The sequence below is a fragment of the Streptomyces sp. 3214.6 genome (assembly GCF_900129855.1).
Taxonomy (GTDB): domain Bacteria; phylum Actinomycetota; class Actinomycetes; order Streptomycetales; family Streptomycetaceae; genus Streptomyces; species Streptomyces soliscabiei.
Window position 1 is genome coordinate 676,140 of record NZ_LT670819.1, and the last position, 19,022, is coordinate 695,161.

Here is a 19,022-nt window from a genome sequence, read left to right on the forward strand (position 1 = left end):
CCCTGTGGCCCTGCGTGACATCTCTCCGCCCGAGTCGGCCGGCCCCCGCCCGCGCACGGCGCCCGCGCTCGACGCCGGCGACCGTGGGCGGCTGCTCTCGGGCGCCCACCACGATCCGCACGGCTTGCTGGGCGCGCACCCGGTGCCGGGCGGGATCCTCTTCCGGGTGCTGCGGCCCTTCGCGGACGCCGTGAGCGTCGTGATCGACGGCGACCCCACCCCGCTGGTCTCCGAGGGCGACGGTCTGTTCGCCGTCGTTCTGCCGCTCGATGCGATCCCCGCGTACACGCTGCTGGTGTCGTACGAGGGCGTCGAGCAGAAGGTGGACGACCCCTACCGCTTCCTGCCGGCTCTCGGCGATCTCGATCTGCATCTCATCCGTGAGGGGCGGCACGAGGCGTTGTGGAAGGCGCTCGGCGCGGAGCCGATGGCCCACCAGGGGGTGATCGGCACCCGGTTCACGGTGTGGGCGCCGAACGCCCAGGGCGTGCGGGTCGCCGGCGACTTCTGCTGCTGGGACGGGACCGCGTTCCCGATGCGGTCCCTGGGTTCGTCCGGCGTGTGGGAGCTCTTCCTGCCCGGGATCGGCGAGGGCGCCCGGTACAAGTTCGAAATCACCTCCCGCCACGGCCACCGCTTCCTCAAGGCCGATCCGATGGCCCGGTGCGCGGAGGTGCCGCCGGACACCGCGTCGATCGTGCACGCCTCGCACTACGAGTGGGCGGACCAGGAGTGGATGGCGCACCGGGGCGACGTGCCCGTGCATGTGGCTCCGTTCTCCGTGTACGAGGTCCATCTCCCCTCCTGGCGGCCAGGGCTGACGTTTCGTCAGCTGGCCGAGGAGCTGCCGCCGTATGTCAGCGACCTCGGCTTCACCCATGTGGAGTTCATGCCGGTCGCCCAGCATCCGTTCGCGGGTTCCTGGGGATACCAGGTCACCGGTTTCTACGCGCCGGCCTCGCGGCTCGGCACGCCGGACGACTTCAAGTTCCTGGTGGACGCCCTGCACCGGGCCGGAATCGGCGTGATCGTGGACTGGGTGCCGGCGCACTTCCCCAAGGACGACTGGGCGTTGGCGCGGTTCGACGGGGACCCGCTCTACGAGCCCGGGGACTCGCGGCGGGCCGAGCATCCGGACTGGGGGACGTTCGAGTTCGACTTCGGGCGCATCGAGGTGCGCAACTTCCTGGTGGCGAACGCCACTTACTGGTGCGAGGAGTTCCATGTCGACGGGCTGCGGGTGGACGCCGTCGCCTCGATGCTCTATCTCGACTACTCACGGGACTCCGGGCAGTGGTCGCCGAACGTGTTCGGCGGCCGCGAGGACCTGGCCGCGATGGCGTTCCTGCAGGAGATGAACGCGACGGTGTACCGGCGCAATCCGGGGGTCGTGACGATCGCCGAGGAGTCCACCGCCTGGGACGGGGTGACCAGGCCGACCGACAGCGGCGGTCTGGGGTTCGGGCTGAAATGGAACATGGGCTGGATGCACGACTCGCTGCAGTACATCGCCAAGGAGCCGGTGCACCGCAAGTACCACCACAACGAGATGACCTTCTCGATGGTGTACGCCTACAGCGAGAACTACGTCCTGCCGATCTCGCACGACGAGGTCGTCCACGGCAAGCAGGCTCTGGTGTCGAAGATGCCCGGCGACTGGTGGCAGCGGCGGGCCAACCACCGCGCCTACCTGGGCTTCATGTGGGCCCATCCGGGCAAGCAACTGCTCTTCATGGGGCAGGAGTTCGCCCAGGGCGCGGAGTGGTCGCAGGAGCACGGCCCCGAGTGGTGGCTGCTGGAACCGGGGTACGCGTCCGCGGGCGACCACCGGGGGGTGCGGGACCTGGTGCGTGATCTCAACGCGGTCTACCGGGCCACGCCCGCCCTGTGGGAGCGCGACACCGACCCGGCCGGGTTCCGGTGGGTGGTCGGCGACGCCGCGGACGACAACGTGTTCGCGTTCCTGCGCCACGACGCCCAGGGCGCGCCGCTCCTCGCCGTCAGCAACTTCTCCCCCGTCGTGCGCCACGACTACCCGCTCGCCGTCCCCGGCGACGTCCCGGCCTGGCGGGAGCTGCTGAACACCGATGCCGAGCGCTACGGCGGCAGCGGTGTCGTCGGCCCCGCCCCGGTCGCACCCGAGCGGGGGGAGCTCCGGCTGACGCTGCCACCCCTGGCCACGGTGTGGCTGACCCCTTCGTCCGTGTGAACAGGACCGGACGGGGCAGTCGGGTGCGTACCACCCGCCTACGAAGGCCGCAGAGAAAGGCCGCATCCCGTGCGCACCGTCGGAGTGGAGGAGGAGCTCCTCCTGGTCGACCCGGAGACCGGGGAGCCGCAAGCCCTGTCGGCCGCCGTCCTCGCCCGCGCCTCGCGGTGCGAGGAGGCGGAGGAGCCGCCGGTCTTCCAGAAGGAACTGCACAACCAGATGCTCGAGTTCGCCACCCACCCGCAGTCGGGCATGGGCGAGCTCGGCGCGGAGATCGTGCGGATCCGCGGAGAGGCGGCACGGCACGCGCGGGAGACAGGGTGCGCGGTCGCCGCGCTCGCCACGTCGCCGCTCGCGGTGCGCCCCTCCGTCAGCAGGGGCCGGCGCTACCAGTGGATGGCGGATCAGTACGGCATCGCGACCCGTGAACAGATCGTGTGCGGGTGTCACGTCCATGTCTCCGTCGGCTCCGACGAGGAGGGTGTCGCGGTCATCGACCGGATCCGGCCCTGGCTGTCGGTGCTGGCGGCACTGAGTGCCAACTCGCCGTTCTGGCAGGGCAAGGAGACGGACTACAGCAGTTATCGCAGCCGGGTGTGGCAGCGCTGGCCGTCGGCGGGTCCGACCGAGCTGTTCGGTTCGGCGGAGCGCTACCACGGGCGGGTGGCGGACATGGTGGCCACGGGCACGATCCTCGACGAGGCCATGGTCTACTTCGACGCCCGGCTGTCGGCGCGCTATCCGACGGTGGAGGTGCGGGTCGCGGACGTCTGTCTGCACGCGGACACCGCCGTGCTGATCGCCACGCTGGTGCGGGGCCTCGTCGAGACGGCCGCCCGCGAGTGGGAGGCCCGCCTCGATCCGCTGGACCACAGTGTGAGCCTGCTGCGGCTGGCCGGCTGGCGCGCCGCCCGCTCGGGGCTGACCGCGGATCTGCTGCACCCGGCGACCATGCGGCGCACCCGCGCCGAGACGGTCGTACGGGCTCTGCTGGCGCATGTCGAGGATGCGCTGGCGGACAGCGGGGACCTGGAGCGGGCCCGGGCGTCCTGTGCCGAACTGCTGAAGAACGGCAACGGTTCACGGATCCAGCGGGAGGTGTGGGAGCGCACGGGAAGTCTGCGCGAGGTCGTCACGACGTGCGTGCGGCACACCCAGGCCTGAGGCGATCCACCCCGTCGAGATCATCAAGGCGGATTACTTATTCGTTCCAGGCCACAACCGGACCCGCCTGGGCTAGATTCGACCACCGTCGATAACGGTTCCCGTCGGCGGTGTCACAGTCCGTACACGTCACAGGAGCAGCGCATGCGCGACTTCGCCCTCGCTCCCCGCACCGTCCCGCCCCTGACCGGAGGGCTCGCCGACAGCGTTTTCGAGACAGCCGCCCGTACCCCCACCCTCCCGGTGCTCTCCCGTCGCCCGGACGCCGCCTCCGCCGGCTGGCAGGAGGTCACGGCCGTCGAACTGCGGGACGAGGTGATCGACCTCGCCAAGGGGTTCGTGGCGTCCGGCATCAAGCCCGGTCACCGCGTGGCGATCATGGCGCGCACCCGGTACGAGTGGACGGTGCTCTGCCATGCGCTGTGGGCGGTGGGAGCCGAGGTCGTCCCCGTCTATCCGACGTCCTCGCGCGAGCAGGTCGAGTGGATCCTGCGGGACGCCCGTTGTGTGGGCGTGGTCGTCGAGGACGAACAGAGCGTCATGACCGTGGGATCGGTGTGCGCGGCCCTGCCCGCGCTGCGGCACGTCTGGCAGTTGGACGCGGGTGCGCTCGAAGAACTCGGGCGGCGCGGCGAGTTGGTGCCGGGGACCACGGTGGACTCGCTGCGCCGGATCGTGCTGCCCGACTCCACCGCGGTGATCGCCTACACCTCCGGCACCTCGGGCCGGCCGCTGGGCTGCGCGCTGAGTCACCGCAGCCTGGCGAGCCCCTGCGACACGCTGCTGGCCGGCTGGGGGCACACGGCCGCGCCCGCGGGTGAGCAGCCGAGCGTCCTCGCCTTCCTGCCGTTCTCCCACGTGTACGGGCTGATGATCCAGGGCCTCTGCCTGCGCGGTGGCATCCTGATGGGTCACGAGCCCGATCTCGGCGCGGACGCGCTGTCGGAGTCGCTGCGCACCTTCCGTCCGACGTATCTGTACGCGGTCCCGTCGGTGTTCGAGAAGATCTACAAGAACTTCCTGCGGGCGGCCCAGGAATCGGGCCGCGGGGTGCTGTTCGAGCGGGCGGCGGAGACCGCCCGGGATTTCGCGGCCGCCGTGGAACGGCAGCGGCTGGGCCGCGGCTCGGGGCCCGGTTTCGACCTGCGGTTCCAGCACGCCCTCTTCGAACGGACGGTGTACCGCAGACTCCGGGCCGCGCTGGGCGGTCGCGTCCACCGCGCCACCTCGGGCGGCTCCCCGCTCCACCGCGACCTGTCCCTGTTCTACGAGGGCATCGGCATCTATGTGCACGACGGGTACGGCCTGACCGAGACCGGCGGCGGGATCACCATGCAGCCGCTGGGCCGGGAGAAGTCGGGCACCGTAGGTCAGGCCCTGCCGGGCACGGAGATCCGGGTGGCGCAGGACGGGGAGATCCTGGTGCGCGGCCCGTCGGTGTTCCAGGGCTATGTGGGCGACGACACCGCGACGCGGGCCGCGCTGTGGGGCGGCTGGCTGGCCACGGGCGACCTCGGGTTCCTGGACTCGGACGGCTATCTCACGATCACGGGGCGCAAGAAGGACGTCATCATCACCAGCAGCGGCAAGAGCGTGGCGCCGACCGCGCTGGAGCAGCGGCTGCGGATGCATCCGCTCGTGCACCAGGCGGTGGTCGTGGGCGACAACCGGCCCTGTGTGGGCGCGCTGATCACCCTGGACCCCGATTTCCTGGCGCACTGGCGCGGCCGCCTCACGCTGTACGGCGACACGCAGAGCCGGGAGGCCCGCGAGGAGAACGCCCTGCGGGAGGAGATCGGGCGGGCCGTGGCCGCGGCGAACAGCGCGGTGTCCCGTTCGGAGTCGATCCGGGCGTTCCGTATCCTGCCGCAGCCGTTCGACCAGACCAACGGTCTGCTGACGCCCTCGATGAAGCTGCGCCGTGACTCGATCGTGGCGCACTACGCGGCGGAGATCGAGGCGATGTACCAGGCGCGGGCGCGCCCGCCCCGGCAGAGCGCGCCGGAGGAGGTGCTGAGCTGGGACGACGCGGACGACGTGTTCCGTTGAGTCACAGCGCGTGGACGGCGGGCGGCCCCGGGTGGGCCGCCGCGGTCGTAGGCCGGCGGGTGGCGGACGCGTAGCCTGTGCGGGCCCGGGAACCCTGAAGGGGGCGAAGCCTGAGAGCCGTACGAGAAAGGACGACGGTCCCGGCAGCAGCGGGGCCGCACAGACGACATGGCAACCGAGCCGCGTGGTAACGACGCATTGTCCTCCTGGGCGATTCCGAGCCGTACGGCCCGTTTCGCGGGTGAACCGCAGGATGTGACGGGTGCGCGGCTGGCCGCGGAGGAGTTCCTCGATGAGCTGGCGCGGGCCTCGCCGCCCGCGGCGCCGGAGTGCTGGCACGACATCGTGCTGATCGTGGCGGAGCTGGCCGCCAATGCGGTCCAGTACGCTCCCGGCCCCTTCGAACTGCACCTTCGCCGCACGTTCGACGGTGTGCATGTCACGGTCCACGACACCAACAGCGCGCCGCCCGCGCCCCGGCCGTTCCATCCCGACAGCGGGGGCGGTGGCATCGGCTGGTATCTGGTGCAGACCCTCTGCAGCCAGGTCAGCGTGGTGCCGAACGAGGTGGGCCGAGGTGAGGGGAAGGACGTCCACGTGTTTCTGCCCTGGTGACGGCGGTGACGGGCGCCCGGTCGCTCCCGTCAGCCCGTCGGGCCCGTGGGCCGGATCGGCACGAACACGGTGATCGTCTTGCCTCCCGTCGACCGTTTCTCGATGGTGACGTCCCGGGCCAGTCGGACGACCAGGGGCCAGCCGTAGCCGCCCGTGCGGTGTCCGGCCGGTGCCACGTCCGCTCCGCATGCCGCGGCGGGCAGGTCCTCGCTGTGGTCGTGCACGGCCAGCCGGATCCCGTCGTCCACGGGCGTCATCTCGAACCCGGCGAGTCCGCCGCCGTGCCGCAGCGCGTTGGCCACCAGTTCCGAGACGACCAGCAGCAGGTCGATGACGTCCGCCTCCCGGGCCGGCCGCACCGACGGGTCCCAGCCGGCGGCCACCACCGAGCGGGCGTGGGCCCGGGCGGACGCGGCGGTCGTCACCGGCGCCGCCGGACCCGTGGCCGGCCCGGCGGACGCGAGTTCCTCCTCTCTCACGCCGGCGTCGTCCCGCGCGGGGTCAGCCGGCGGTAGTGGTCGCCGACGGCGGCGAGGTACGCCGGATCCGTCGTCTCGCTGTCGGTGCGGAAGCGCGGTGCTTCCTTGACCTCGTCCCCGGTACAGGCCAGGGAGACCTTGCGGCCCGCGTGATCGACGCGCGTCACGACGCCGACCGGGACGACGGCGCTCCTGCCGAACAGCCAGACGCCCGTGTCGACGACCAGGTGCCGCATGCCGTGCGGGCCGGCCTCACGTTCCACATGTCCGAGGGTGCCGTCGGTGGTCACGACGGCGTAGCCGGTCAGGTCCTGCCCCTCGACAGCGCCGCTGCCCGGCGCGTACGACCAGATTCCGTCGATGGTCACACTGCTCCCTTCTCGCGCCCCACAGCACCAATTACCCTGCCGCGGCAGCCGCATTCGAAATGTGTTCGGCATGAGAAGCGGATGCGGGGGCAGACGGACTGCGTCATCGACCGGCTCGACGAACGGAGTGAGCGGCATGGATGCCGTGACGGCACAGGCAACGACGGCCACGGCACAGCAGGCGGGCACCGAGGACCCGCGCGGAGGGGTTCCGCTCATCGACATACCCACCGAGGTGAGCCCGAAGGACGCGCGGGAGCTGTCGCGCCGCTTCTTCGACCGGCTGGCCGTCGTGGAGGAGGGCACACACGAGTACCAGTACGTGCGCAACACCCTGATCGAGATGAACCTGTCGCTCGTGCGGTACGCGGCCTCGCGCTTCCGCGGCCGGGGCGACTCGATGGAGGACATCGTCCAGGTCGGCACGATCGGGCTGATCAAGGCCATCGACCGGTTCGAGCTGTCCCGCGAGGTCGAGTTCACCTCGTTCGCCGTGCCGTACATCGTCGGCGAGATCAAGCGTTTCTTCCGGGACACCAGCTGGGCGGTGCACGTGCCGCGCCGACTTCAGGAGGCTCGGGTCGAACTGGCCAGGGCGACCGAGGAGTTGCAGTCGCGGCTGGGCCGGGCGCCCACGACGCGTGAGCTGTCGCAGCTGATGTCGCTGTCGGAGGAGGAGGTCATCGAGGCGCGCAAGGCGTCCAACTGCTACACCTCCGCCTCCCTCGACGCGGCGCTCACCTCCGACGGCGGCGCGGACGGCGAGTCGGTGCTGGCCGACTTCATCGGCGCGGAGGAACCGGCGCTGGAACTGGTGGAGGACTTCCACTCGTTGGCACCGCTCATCGCCGAACTCGACGAGCGGGAACGGCAGATCATCCATCTGCGGTTCGTCGAGGAGCGCACACAGGCGGAGATCGGCCAGGAGCTCGGCATCTCCCAGATGCACGTGTCGCGGCTGCTCAGCCGCATGGTGCGGCGCCTACGGGCCGGCCTGCTGGGGGCCGACCTCGTCTGAGGCCCGCATCGCCGCCGGGCTCGGACCGAGCCCGGAGCCCACGACCGTCCGCTTTCGGAGGTATCCGTGTCCATCGCCCAGAACCCCCTGTCCGTCGAGGTCACCCTGCCCCGTGAGGACGTCGCCCTGGTCACGGTCGAAGGCCATCTCGACCTCGACACCGCGACCGAGTTCCAGGCCCATCTGGCCAACCAGCTCCATCACGGCCGACGGCACTTCCTCATCGACCTCTCGGCGGTCCCGTTCATGGACTCGTCCGGCATGAACATCATTCTGCGGGTGTACCAGGAGGCCCGCGGCCTGCCGGGGAGCGTGCACGTGATCAACCCCAGGCCCGCCGTCCGCCGGGTCCTGGATCTCACCGGCGTCAGTCTCACGGTTCCGGTCTCGGCCGAGGTCGAGGAGGCCCTGGCCCTCGTCGACCGGCCGGCGCCGCCCCAAGACGGCCAGGACTGAGCAAGGCGCGCGCCGCACAGAGCGAAAAGAGGCATCCGCCAGGACGGGGCACGGGCCCGAGTCGGCCCGTGCCCCGTCCGTTCTCCGGACCGGCTCTTGCCAGGGACGTCGGCCTGCCCGAAAGGTAGGGGCGTACAGGGGCTGTTCGGCGGGTACGACGGTGGCCTCAGGAGAAACGTTCGTCTGCATGCCTCGCCCGGCTGGCGGAACCGGTCCGGTCGCGGTGGGATCGATGAGGTGCGAGGGGCCCGCGGGCGGGGCACGCGCATGAGGTCGGGGCAGACCGCCTGGAGCCGCAGAAAGGGATGGACATCGTGACACGACCCAGGATCCTGGTGGTGGGCGCGGGCTTCGCGGGAGTGGGGTGCGTTCGGCGTCTGGAACGCAAACTCGCCGCCGCGGAGGCCGACGTCACTTTGGTGACACCGTTCGCCTACCAGCTCTATCTGCCGCTGCTGCCACAGGTCGCCTCCGGGGTGCTGACGCCCCAGTCGATCGCCGTGTCGTTGCGCCGCAGCAAGAAGTACCGCACCCGGATCATTCCGGGCGGCGCGATCGGCGTGGACCTCAAGTCGAAGGTCTGCGTCATCCGGACCATCACCGACGAGATCGTCAACGAGCCGTACGACTACATAGTGCTGGCTCCCGGCAGCGTCACCCGCACCTTCGACATCCCGGGGCTGACCGACCACGCCTTCGGCATGAAGTCGCTCGCCGAGGCCGCGTACATCCGCGACCACGTCATCTCGCAGCTCGACCTCGCCGACGCCAGCCACGACCCCGCCGAACGGGCTTCCCGGCTGCAGTTCGTGGTGGTGGGCGGCGGTTACGCGGGCACCGAGACCGCCGCCTGTCTGCAGATGCTCACGCACAACGCGGTCAAGCGGTACCCCAGGCTGGACCAGAGCCTGATCAAGTGGCATCTGATCGACATCGCCCCGAAGCTGATGCCCGAGCTCGGCGACAAGCTCGGCCACAGCGCCCAGGAGGTACTGCGCAAGCGGGGCATCGACATCTCGCTGGGGGTGTCCATCGCCAAGGCGGGCCCGCAGGAGGTCACCTTCACCGACGGGCGGGTCGTCCCGACCCGGACCCTCATCTGGACGGCGGGCGTCGCGGCCAGCCCGCTGATCGCGACGCTGGGCGCGGAGACGGTCCGCGGGCGGCTCGCCGTCGAGGCGGAGATGAACCTGCCCGGGAACGACGGGGTGTTCGCCCTCGGGGACGCCGCCGCCGTGCCCGACAGGGCCAAGGAGGACGAGAGCGCGGTCTGTCCGCCGACCGCGCAGCACGCGATGCGGCAGGGCAAGGTCGTCGCCGACAACGTCATCGCGACGCTGCGCGGCCAGTCGATGCGGCCGTATGTGCACAAGGACCTCGGGCTGGTCGTGGACCTCGGCGGCACCGACGCCGTCTCCAAGCCGCTCGGCATCCCGCTGAAGGGGCTGCCTGCGCAGGCCGTGGCCCGCGGCTACCACTGGGGCGCGCTTCGCACCGGTGTGGCCAAGGCCCGGGTGCTGACGAACTGGACGCTCAACGCGGTCGCGGGCGACGATTTCGTGCGCACCGGCTTCCAGGCGCGCCGGGCGGCGAAGCTGAAGGACTTCGAGTACACGGACAGCTATCTGACGCCCGACCAGGTGCGGGCGCACCTCGAGGGCTCCGGCCCCGACGAGGAGTGAGAACCCGTGCCATGTCCCCGGGCGGATCAGCGTGCGGCGTCAGGGGGGTCCCCCCGCTCGGGCGAAGCCGAGCGTGAGGGAGTGTGCGAGCGTGCCCGCCAGGCGGCGCGCGCCCGGCCGGGGACATGACACGGGCGTTGAGGCCGGCGGCAGAGCACGGCGGCGTACGGGCGGCGGCCCGGTCGTTCGGTGCACGGTGGCGGGATCGGGTGGCGGCATCCGATCCCGGGCTGCTGCGGCTGGCGGCCGGGCTGCGGACGGTCGGCGCGATCTCCCTGATGCTGGCGGTGCTCTCGCTGCTGGGTGCGGATGTCTCGCATCTGGTGGCGGGGGCCATCGCCGCGATGGTCGCCACGTTCGCCATCCGGGAGCAGCAGCGCGGCCGGCAGGCGGTGACGCTGGCGCTGGGCCTGCCGGTGGCGCTGGCGTCGGTGTCGCTGGCGGCGCTGCTCAGCTCCCGGGTGGTGGCCGGTGACGTCTTCTTCGTCGCCCTGATCTTCTGCGCGGTCTACGCCCGCCGGTTCGGCGACCGGGGGACGGCGCTCGGCCTGATCGGGTTCCAGGTGTACTTCCTGTCGCTGTTCGTCGGCGTCGGGACGTCGGCCCTGCCGGGGTACTACGGGGTGATCGCCGTCGCTTTCGGGTGCAGCGCGGTGGTGCGCTTCGTGCTGGTGCCCCAGACCCCGACGGGGATCCTGCAGCGGCTGCGGCAGGCTTTCCGGGCGCGGCTCGCGCAGCTGCTCGACGCCCAGCTCGAACTCCTCGACGCCGGCCCCGACGATTTCGACAAGGCTCTCGCCCGGCTGCGCGAGGGCACCGCCCGGCTGCACGACACGGCCATGATGATCCAGGGCCGGCTGGAGGAGGGCACCCGGGACGAGGCGGTGGCCCGGCTGGTGCAGCGCCGGATCGCCGACGCCGAGATCGCCGCCGAACGGCTGGGCCTGCTTTTGCTGACGGCCCGCAGCGCCGAGCGGGCCGACACGCTGACCCTGCACCTGCCGGGCGCGCTGCTGTCGCACGCCGGCCCGCTGCCGGTGCGGGACGAGGCCCTGGACACCCTGCGGCGCGAGCTGCCGGCCCTGCAACTGCTCGTACGGCACCCCGTCGCGCGGAATGCGACCGCGCCGGCGCTGGTGCGCAACCGGCTGCTCGGGTACCGGGAGGAGGAGAACCTGCCGAAGGCGTCACCGCCGGTGCAGGACGTCTTCCGGGGTGTCGGCGAGGCGGCCCGCGCGGTGCTGGGGCTGCGGATCGCGCTCGACGGGCCCCAGGACGAGTCCGACGACAGTCCCGAGACGGCCCGCTCCCGTGAGGAGCTGGACGCGGAGGACGCCGCGATCGGCGGGGCCGAGGAGGCGGGTCAGGAGGCCAGGGGGCTGCGCAGGCCGACCACCCGGGCCGCCGTACAGGTCGCCGTCGGGTCGTCGCTGGCCATCGTCGGCGGCGAGCTGCTGTCCTCGCACCGCTGGTACTGGGCGGTGCTGACCTGCTGGATCGTGTTCCTGAACACCGCCTCCACGGGGGAGATCCTGGTCAAGGGCTACCGGCGGCTGCTGGGCACCGTGCTCGGCGTGGTCGCGGGCATCGTGCTGGCGGGGCTGGTCGGGCATCACACGTGGACGGCGTTCGCGGTGGTGCTGCTCTGTGTGTTCGCGATGTTCTACACCGCGCCGCTGTCGTACACGCTGATGTCGTTCTTCGTGACGGCGGCGCTGGGGGTGCTGTACACGCTGCTGCACACCTACAGCCTGTCGGTGCTGGTGCTGCGGGTGGAGGAGACGGCGCTGGGCGCGGCCTGCGGAATCGTCGCGGCGGCCCTGGTGCTGCCGGTGCACACCGACCGGCGGACGAACGAGCTGCTGACGACCGTGCTGGACCGGCTGACGGACGTCACCGAAGCGGCCGTTGAGCAACTGAGCGGCGGGCCTCCGGCCGACCTGCTGGACCGGGCCCGGGATCTGGACCAGGCGCTGGCAGACCTGCGGGCCGCCACGCAGCCCCTGACGCATCCGGTCACGCCGCTGCGGACCCGCCGGGACACCGCCCGCTATGTCGTCGCACTGCTGGAGACCTGTGCCTACCACGCCCGGTCCCTGGCGGCCACGGCCGAACTGCTGCCGACGCATCCGTCGATCGCGGCGGACCCGCGGCTGCGCCGGGCCGGGCAGCGCATCCTGCACAACATCGGGGCGATCGCCGCGCGCGTCGCGCAGGAGCGAAGCACCGCCGAGGTGCTGACCGGGCCGAGCATCGCCGCGCTGCTGAAGCCGGGGGTGCCGGGGACACCGCGCTACGGCCGGGTGACCGACCGCGTGCTGCGGCACCTTCAGCGCCTGGACGAGGCGGTGGTCGGCCTCGCGCGCCCGCTCGGGGCGCCGGTGGCGCCGCCGAAGTGAGCGTGCGGGCGGTGGCGCTGCCGCCCCCGGCGGGGAGTTCAGAACTCCGTGGACATACCGCTCGCGGCCGCGATGCCCCGCAGCTCGTCGGTGTCCTTCTGGCGTTGGCGGATGCAGCCGGCGATCTCGGCGAGGCGGGTGGGGTCGGACGCGGTGGCGGCGTCGGTGACCACCCGGACCGGACCGGTTCCGTCGACATGGATCTCCACCAGCTGGTTGTCCAGCCGGCCGGTGACCGCGGTGGCGATGACCAGTGCGGCCTCGTCGCGGACCTCCTGGGGCAGATGCCGGGTGTCGTCCGGGTCGAGAGCGAAGTCGAGACTCCCCGGTGGCTGTTGGTCGAGGGCGCGCAGCGCGGGTGCGACGACCTGCAGCAGGAGCTGGTAGTCCTCGCTGTCCATGCGGACGCGCAACAGGTCGAGGTACATGTCCACGGGCTGTCCGTCGGGCGGGAACTCTGGTTCGTTCATCTGCTCCGTGTTCCCACCCACGCGGACATCAGACGTTTCGCCAGCGGGCCATCGCGAGGGAGAACAGCCCGAAGAGCACAAGACCGGCGGCGACGCAGGCCAGCAGGCCCGGTCCGACCGGGGTGTCGGCGAACGAGCGGAGCGTGTCGTCGAGCCCCTTCGCCCTGTTCGGGCGGTAGTCGACGGCGGCCCGCACGGCGAACGCGCCCGCGGCGGCGAACACCAGACCGCGGGCCGCACCCCCGCCCACGCCGGTGACGTCCACCAGTCGGCGCACGCCCGGCGACATCTCGCCCAGCCGCAGGTCATCCCGGTAGGTCCGCAGGACGGCCCGGGCCGCGATCCACACGCCCGCGACGACGATCCCGGCGCCCGCCGCCCCCACGATCCACTGCCCGGCGGGCAGGTCGAGGGCCCGGGCGGTGACGTCCCGGGACTGTTCGTCGCTCGAACCGCCTCCGCCGCCCGAACCGGTCCCACCGCCCGAGCCGCGTCCGCCGCCCGATCCGGCGGCGAAGAGGAGGACGGAGTACGCGACGAAGGAGTAGAAGACGCACCGGACTACTGCCAGCAGCCGCTTCCTGGCCTTGCGGCCGTCGGGCCCGGCCTCGCCGAAGACGGCTTCGGACAGCCGCCACAGCGCCATCCCGACCAACCCGATGCCCAGAGCCCACAGCAGTACCGCGCCGAAGGGCTTCTCCGAGATCTCGCCGAGGGCGCCCTGGCGGTCGGCCTGCTGTGTGCCGTGGCCGAAGGCGATCTGCAGGGCCAGCGCTCCGACCAGCAGATAGATCACGCCACGGGCGGTGAGCCCGGCCTTGGCGGCGCCCTTCGTCATCGTCCCCCGCGCCGCCCGCGCCGCCCGCTCCGCCTCGGCGCGGCCGCTGTGCGCCAGAGCGCTGGTGTTCATCCGACCTCCTCCAAGCGTGCCCGAACCTCGCCGATTTCGAATGCCCCGGCCCGGACCGGACACACCCGGCCCGGCGCCCGTGGCCTTCACCGCCCCGGCCTGCGGGCGCCCCGGACCCTGCCGAGGGCGTGCAGGTACTCCAGGGCGTCCAGGAGGACAGTGCGTTCGTGCCAGGCGAGCCAGCGGCCGGCCTCGGCGCCGAGGGCGTCCAGGGTCTGAAGCTGGGAAGGGCGCAGCTCGGGCAGGGGGTGGTCGACGTGGGCCGAGACAATGCCGGCGCACAGGCCGGGCGCCGAGGTCAGGGGCACGCTGTGGCAGGCCTCGCTGCCGGCGGCGAGGATGGCCGCCCGAGCCGGCTCGGTGAACACCGGGTCGCTCGCCACGTCCCGTACGGTGACCTGCGCGAGATCGCGGGCGGCCTTGGCACAGGCTGTGCCCGCCTCTCCGACGTGCTCGAAGAAGTCGACGAAGTCCTGCGTGAGACCGGTGTGCCGTTCGATGCGCAGGCCGCCCCGGACCCGGTCGACCGTCTGCACGTTGCCCATGCCGGTGCCGACCACGGCGAGCGTGCGGTCCAGCACGGCGCCGAGCACCGCGCCGCGACTGCGGCCGCCCGCCGGGTCGTCCGGCAGCAGGCCGAGGGCGGGCTCGGGTCTGCGAACGCGGCGGGGGAACCACAGCGCGGTCCGTCCGTCCGGACGAGGGGTCGTCACCAGGATCCCGGCCAGGGTGCGCATCTTGACGTTGAACCGCTGCGAGGCCTGCCGCATGAGCGTGAACGCGCCCTCGGCGTCGGGCAGGGCGTAGCGCTCCTGGAGCATGCCCTGCGCCTGGGAGATCAGCGGGTGGGCGCGGGACCGGGCGCGCAGGTCGCGCACTTCGGCACGCAAGCGCTCCAGTTCGGCTCGCTCCAGTTCGGCTCGCTCCGGTTCGGCTTGCTCCAGTTCGGCTTGCTCCAGTTCGGCTTGCTCCAGTTCGATGCGCTCCGGGTCCTCGTCCGCTGTTCCGGATGCAGCCGCGGTCATGGGGTCTCCGTCGGGTCGCCAGGTGGGAATCGCAAGGTGGGAGGCGCGGCGCGAGGGGTCAGCGCAGAGCCTCCTGGCGCACCCGCTCGCAGCTGCGGCTGATGAGCCGGGAGACGTGCATCTGGGAGATGCCCAACCGGTCGGCGATCCTGCTCTGTGTCATGTCCTCGAAGAAGCGCATGTAGAGGATGGCGCGCTCGCGTTCCGGCAGTCGGCGCAGGCTTTCCTTCGCCGACTCGCGGTCGACCACGACGTCGAAGGAGGAGTCGGGGTCGCCGAGGGTGTCGGCGAGGCTGTAGCCGTCGTCGCCGGCCGGGAGTTCGGCGTCCAGCGACAGGGTGCTGAAGCTCTCCAGGGCCTCCAGGCCGGCGTTCACCTCGTCCTCGGTGAGCCCGGCGTGGGCGGCGATGTCGGCGACCGAGGGCTCGGCCGCGCCCGGGTTCTGGGTCAGTTCCCGGCGGGCGAGACGCACCTTGTTGCGCAGTTCCTGCACCCGGCGCGGCACCCGCAGCGCCCACATGCGGTCCCGGAAGTGCCGCTTGATCTCTCCGGTGATGGTGGGCACGGCGTAGCTCTCGAAGGCCCCGCGGTCGGGGTCGAAGCGGTCGACGGCCTTCACCAGTCCGAGGGCAGCCACCTGCCGCAGGTCCTCGATCGCCTCGCCGCGGTCGCGAAAGCGGCCGGCGATCCGGTGCGCCATGGGCAGCCAGGCGGTGACGATCTCGCCGCGCACGGCGTCCCGCTCCGGCCCCTCCTCCAGAGTGACGAGGCGCGCGAACCGGCTCGCGGTGTCGGGGGCGTCGTCGTGAGTGCGTCGTAGCTGGGTGGTGGCGGGAGCGGTCGCGGCGGCGGGCGTGGGGGTGGATGCGGCGGCGAGCGCGGACGCGGCGGGACGGTTTGTCGACATGTCGATGGGCATACGGAATCGCTCCTGAACGGTGGTGTCAGGGATTGGCGACGGGCGGGCTTCTGCCGGCCGGGGCGCGTGCAGCGCCCCGGAGCGGACATACCACTCCCGTCGGCGCGCCTCCGGTCCGAAGCACGAACCTCCGTCTGCCCGGCCCCTGGAGGACCAAACTCCACCTGCGGGAAAGGCGTTTCACGGGGTCCCGGTCACCGGCCCGGTCCGGTCACGGCGCGGCTGCGGTCAGAACACGGGGACGACGGCGGTGATGCGCTTGCCCCCGGAGGGCAGATCGGCCACCCGGACGTCGCGGGCCAGCCGGCAGACGATCGGCCAGCCGCGGCCACCGGTGCGCCATCGCCCGTCGCCGTCGAGCGGGTCGGCGCTGACCGGCAGCCGGTCGCTGCGGTCGCTGACGGAGACGCGTACGGCCCGCCCCTCCACGTCGACGTCGAAGCCGGTGACGCCGCCGCCGTGGAGGATGGCGTTGGTCGTGAGTTCCGAGGCGACGAGCAGCGCGTCCGCGAGAGCCTCCTCGTCGCACGAGCAGCCGGTGGCACCGCGCCACCCGCTCACCGCACGGCGCACGGCACTGCGGACATCTGCCGGTCGGCACTGCTCGGGTCCTTCGCACCGGAACGGGCCCTCCGCCACGTCCGTGCGGTCGGTCGAGTCGTTCGTACGCATCCCTTCGCTCCCCTGACAGTTGCCGACTGGTCATTGGTCGTCTCCTTTTCGGCTGGCCGTCTCGGCGGCGGCCAAACCTCTCGGACAGGGAGCAATCGACCCGCCGGTGCGGGGTACGCGAAGTACATGACCGATGTCGTGGACTCGGATGAACTGTTGCGGCGCATCCAGCGGGCCAGGGCCTGCGCCCGGGAGGAACAGCTGGCCTGGCGGGCCCGGGGCGCCGACCTCGCACAGGACGATGCGGAGGCGGCACGCGAGGCCCGGGTCCGGGCTCTCGCCTACGAGGCGGTGCTCAGGGTGCTGGACGAGATCGTGACGCCCGGCCGACAGTGAAACCGGTCACCCGACCGGCTTTTCTGTACGCACAATCTCCCCGAATGGTTTACGGTTCATTCATACGTGGTGGGCGGGGTCGACGGCGCTCCTCCTCCGTGCACCACACCTGTGCTGCCCTGGCTGGCTTCCCCCGTCCAGCCAGGGCTTTTCCATGCCCTCCTGCGGAAAGTGCCGTCCGCCGAGGTGCCTGGGGCGTCCGCAGCGGCTCAAATGGGAAGGGGAAAGGACCCCCATCGATCGCCGGCGAGGAGCCCCGCGCCATGACCAAAGCGACCAAACTGCTGACCGCCCTCCCCCTGCCCCAGCGTCGGCGCCTCATGGAGCTCGCTCGCGAGGTCTCCTTCCCCGAGGACGCCCGGATCTTCGAGGCGGACGGCACGGCCGACCGTTTCTGGGTCATCCGTTCCGGCGCGGTCTCGCTCGTCCAGCAGGTGACGTCGCTGCGCCGGGTCACCGTCGCGAGCCTCGGCGCCGGCGACATGCTGGGCTGGTCGTGGCTGTTCCCGCCGTACCGGTGGGACTTCGGCGCGGAGGCCTTCAGCCCCGTGCGCGCCTACGAGTTCGAGGCGCAGCCGGTGCTCAAGCTGTGCGAGGAGGATCCGGCGCTCGGGTTGTCGCTGGTGCGGATCGTGGCCGAGATCCTCGCGCACCGGCTGGAGATGACCCGCGGCAGGCTGATGGAGCAGTACGGGACGAAACGGCGCGGGGGGCTGTAGAGCCCGCCCGCGCCCGAGTGCTGTACACCGGGCCCGTGCCGGAGCGCGGTACACCGGGCCCGTGCCCGAGCGCGGTAGGCCGGCCCGTGCCGGACGCGGCGGTGGAGTCAGATGCGGTACCGACGCAGCGCGGGCACTGCGGTCGCCAGGCCCAGCATCAACGCGACCACCAGCAGGCCACCGCCCGCGACGGCGGCACGGGGCCCGAAGGCGGCGCCCGCCGTGCCGTGCAGGACGTCGGCGAGGCGCGGGCCGCCCGCCACGACCACCGTGAAGACGCCCTGCATCCGGCCGCGCATCTCGTCGGTGGCGGCGGACAGGAGGATGGCTCCCCGGAAGACCATCGACACCATGTCGGCGATGCCGGCGACGGCCAGGAACAGCACCGCGAGCCACAGACTGCCGCTCAGCCCGAACCCGGCGACGGCCGCCCCCCAGGCGACGACCGCGCCGATGACCATCCAGCCGTGCCGGCGCGCCCGCGAGAACGTCCCGGAGAACAGTCCGCCCAGCACCGCCCCGATGGGGATCGCCGCGAACAGCAGGCCGAGGGCCAGCCCTTCGCCGTAGGAGGCGTACGTCTCGGCGGCGAGCTGCGGGAACAGGGCACGGGGCATGCCGAACACCATGGCGATGACGTCGGCGAGGAAGGACAGCAGCAGGACCTTGTGCCGGGATATGTACCGGAACCCCTCCGCGATCTCGCGCACCCCGGCGCGCCGCGCGCTCGCGCCCGCCGGCGGAGGCAGCGCGGGCAGCCGGACCACGGCCCACAGCGTCACGCAGAGCGCGACGGCGTCGAGAAGGTAGAGCTCGGGCAGGCCGATGACCGGGATCAGTGCGCCGGCGAGCAGCGGGCCCGCGACCAGACCGGTCTGCATGACCGTCGAGCCGAGGGCGTTGGCGGCGGCCAGTTCGTGCGCGGGGACCAGCCGGGCGATGGAGGCGTTGCGGGCGGGCGAGTTGAGGCCGAAGAACGCCTGCTGGGCGGCGAGCAGCACCATCAGCACGGCCACCGAGTCGAGTCCCGAGACGGCCTGGAGCCAGAACAGCACCGAGGTGACGGCGATGCCGCTGTTGGTGATCAGCAGGAGCTTGCGACGGTCGACGGTGTCGGCGACCGCCCCGCCCCACAGCGCGAACAGCACCATCGGCACGAGTCCGGCGAGGCTCGCGTAGCCGACCCAGGCGGAGGAGCCGGTGATGTCGTAGATCTGCTTGGGCACGGCGACGGCTGTGAGCTGACTGCCCACGGCCGTGACGACGGTCGAGGACCACAGCCGTCGATAGGTCGGCCGGCGCAGGGGCCGGGTGTCCATCGCCCAGCGGCGCCAGCCGCTCCGGGGCCCACCTCGCGGACTCGGGCCGTCGTCGTCGGCTTCGGTCTCGGGTGCGGTGCTGCCCTCGCTGGTGTCCACACGCTTCCTGGTTGCTCGTTACATCTTTCGGGTCCGGGGGTCACTATCCCAGCAACTCCTGTGGTTTCGCCGCCCCTATGGACAGGTGATCTCACATTCCGGACCCCGATCGGC

Annotated in this window: 18 protein-coding genes; 10 read left to right on the top strand and 8 right to left on the bottom strand. The window is 71.9% G+C overall.

Features of this window, described 5'->3' with window-relative positions; genetic code table 11:
- Positions 1-4: 4 nt before the first annotated feature.
- From glgB to B5557_RS02940, 4 genes are all read left to right on the top strand, one after another.
- Positions 5-2,209: a 1,4-alpha-glucan branching enzyme gene (glgB, locus tag B5557_RS02925; RefSeq protein ID WP_079657612.1), complete on the top strand. Its 2,205-nt coding sequence runs from the start codon at positions 5-7 to the stop codon at positions 2,207-2,209.
- A 69-nt stretch (positions 2,210-2,278) separates the two neighbouring features.
- Positions 2,279-3,373, top strand: coding sequence for a glutamate--cysteine ligase 2 (locus B5557_RS02930; RefSeq protein WP_079657613.1), 1,095 nt, complete (start codon positions 2,279-2,281; stop codon positions 3,371-3,373).
- Positions 3,374-3,517: 144 nt separating this feature from the next.
- A complete protein-coding gene (locus B5557_RS02935; RefSeq protein ID WP_079657614.1) occupies positions 3,518-5,422 on the top strand; it encodes an AMP-dependent synthetase/ligase in 1,905 nt (634 codons plus the stop codon).
- 168 nt (positions 5,423-5,590) lie between these two features.
- Positions 5,591-6,037, top strand: a complete 447-nt coding sequence (locus B5557_RS02940) for an ATP-binding protein (protein WP_079657615.1) — start codon at positions 5,591-5,593, stop codon at positions 6,035-6,037.
- 29 nt (positions 6,038-6,066) lie between these two features.
- On the opposite strand, the gene B5557_RS02945 is transcribed toward B5557_RS02940, so the two are convergent.
- Both B5557_RS02945 and B5557_RS02950 read right to left on the bottom strand, forming a co-directional pair.
- The gene (locus tag B5557_RS02945) at positions 6,067-6,516 is read right to left on the bottom strand and encodes an ATP-binding protein (RefSeq protein WP_079657616.1); all 450 of its coding nucleotides are present in this window, start codon (positions 6,514-6,516) and stop codon (positions 6,067-6,069) included.
- Positions 6,513-6,884 (bottom strand): hypothetical protein, encoded by a 372-nt coding sequence (locus B5557_RS02950; RefSeq protein WP_079657617.1) that lies wholly within the window; start codon positions 6,882-6,884, stop codon positions 6,513-6,515. The genes B5557_RS02945 and B5557_RS02950 overlap by 4 nt, the downstream gene beginning before the upstream one ends.
- A gap of 136 nt (positions 6,885-7,020) precedes the next feature.
- Here B5557_RS02950 and B5557_RS02955 point away from each other — a divergent pair, with 136 nt between their 5' ends.
- From B5557_RS02955 to B5557_RS02970, 4 genes are all read left to right on the top strand, one after another.
- Positions 7,021-7,902 carry an RNA polymerase sigma factor SigF gene (locus B5557_RS02955; RefSeq protein WP_231976235.1) on the top strand — a complete coding sequence of 294 codons (882 nt, stop codon included), beginning with the start codon at positions 7,021-7,023 and terminating at the stop codon, positions 7,900-7,902.
- 66 nt (positions 7,903-7,968) lie between these two features.
- Positions 7,969-8,358: an STAS domain-containing protein gene (locus B5557_RS02960; protein WP_079657618.1), complete on the top strand. Its 390-nt coding sequence runs from the start codon at positions 7,969-7,971 to the stop codon at positions 8,356-8,358.
- A gap of 305 nt (positions 8,359-8,663) precedes the next feature.
- Positions 8,664-10,040 (top strand): NAD(P)/FAD-dependent oxidoreductase, encoded by a 1,377-nt coding sequence (locus B5557_RS02965; protein WP_079657619.1) that lies wholly within the window; start codon positions 8,664-8,666, stop codon positions 10,038-10,040.
- Between the two features lie 125 nt (positions 10,041-10,165).
- Positions 10,166-12,439 carry an FUSC family protein gene (locus B5557_RS02970; protein WP_079657620.1) on the top strand — a complete coding sequence of 758 codons (2,274 nt, stop codon included), beginning with the start codon at positions 10,166-10,168 and terminating at the stop codon, positions 12,437-12,439.
- Positions 12,440-12,477: 38 nt separating this feature from the next.
- On the opposite strand, the gene B5557_RS02975 is transcribed toward B5557_RS02970, so the two are convergent.
- The 5 genes from B5557_RS02975 to B5557_RS02995 form a co-directional block, all read right to left on the bottom strand.
- A complete protein-coding gene (locus B5557_RS02975) occupies positions 12,478-12,909 on the bottom strand; it encodes a hypothetical protein (protein WP_079657621.1) in 432 nt (143 codons plus the stop codon).
- Positions 12,910-12,937: 28 nt separating this feature from the next.
- A complete protein-coding gene (locus tag B5557_RS02980) occupies positions 12,938-13,819 on the bottom strand; it encodes a DUF1206 domain-containing protein (protein WP_079657622.1) in 882 nt (293 codons plus the stop codon).
- Positions 13,820-13,905: 86 nt separating this feature from the next.
- A complete protein-coding gene (locus B5557_RS02985; protein ID WP_079657623.1) occupies positions 13,906-14,844 on the bottom strand; it encodes an ANTAR domain-containing protein in 939 nt (312 codons plus the stop codon).
- Between the two features lie 58 nt (positions 14,845-14,902).
- Complete coding sequence (locus B5557_RS02990) at positions 14,903-15,763, bottom strand: SigB/SigF/SigG family RNA polymerase sigma factor (protein ID WP_079657624.1); 861 nt, start codon at positions 15,761-15,763, stop codon at positions 14,903-14,905.
- Between the two features lie 228 nt (positions 15,764-15,991).
- On the bottom strand, positions 15,992-16,435 hold the full coding sequence (locus B5557_RS02995; protein WP_079657625.1) for an ATP-binding protein: 444 nt from the start codon (positions 16,433-16,435) through the stop codon (positions 15,992-15,994).
- A 126-nt stretch (positions 16,436-16,561) separates the two neighbouring features.
- On the opposite strand from B5557_RS02995, the gene B5557_RS03000 reads away from it, so the two are divergent.
- Entirely contained in the window at positions 16,562-16,771 is a 210-nt protein-coding gene (locus B5557_RS03000; RefSeq protein ID WP_079657626.1) for a hypothetical protein, read from the top strand.
- 263 nt (positions 16,772-17,034) lie between these two features.
- The gene (locus B5557_RS03005) at positions 17,035-17,490 is read left to right on the top strand and encodes a cyclic nucleotide-binding domain-containing protein (RefSeq protein WP_079657627.1); all 456 of its coding nucleotides are present in this window, start codon (positions 17,035-17,037) and stop codon (positions 17,488-17,490) included.
- Positions 17,491-17,597: 107 nt separating this feature from the next.
- On the opposite strand, the gene B5557_RS03010 is transcribed toward B5557_RS03005, so the two are convergent.
- Positions 17,598-18,908, bottom strand: coding sequence for an MFS transporter (locus tag B5557_RS03010; RefSeq protein WP_079657628.1), 1,311 nt, complete (start codon positions 18,906-18,908; stop codon positions 17,598-17,600).
- Positions 18,909-19,022 lie beyond the last annotated feature (114 nt).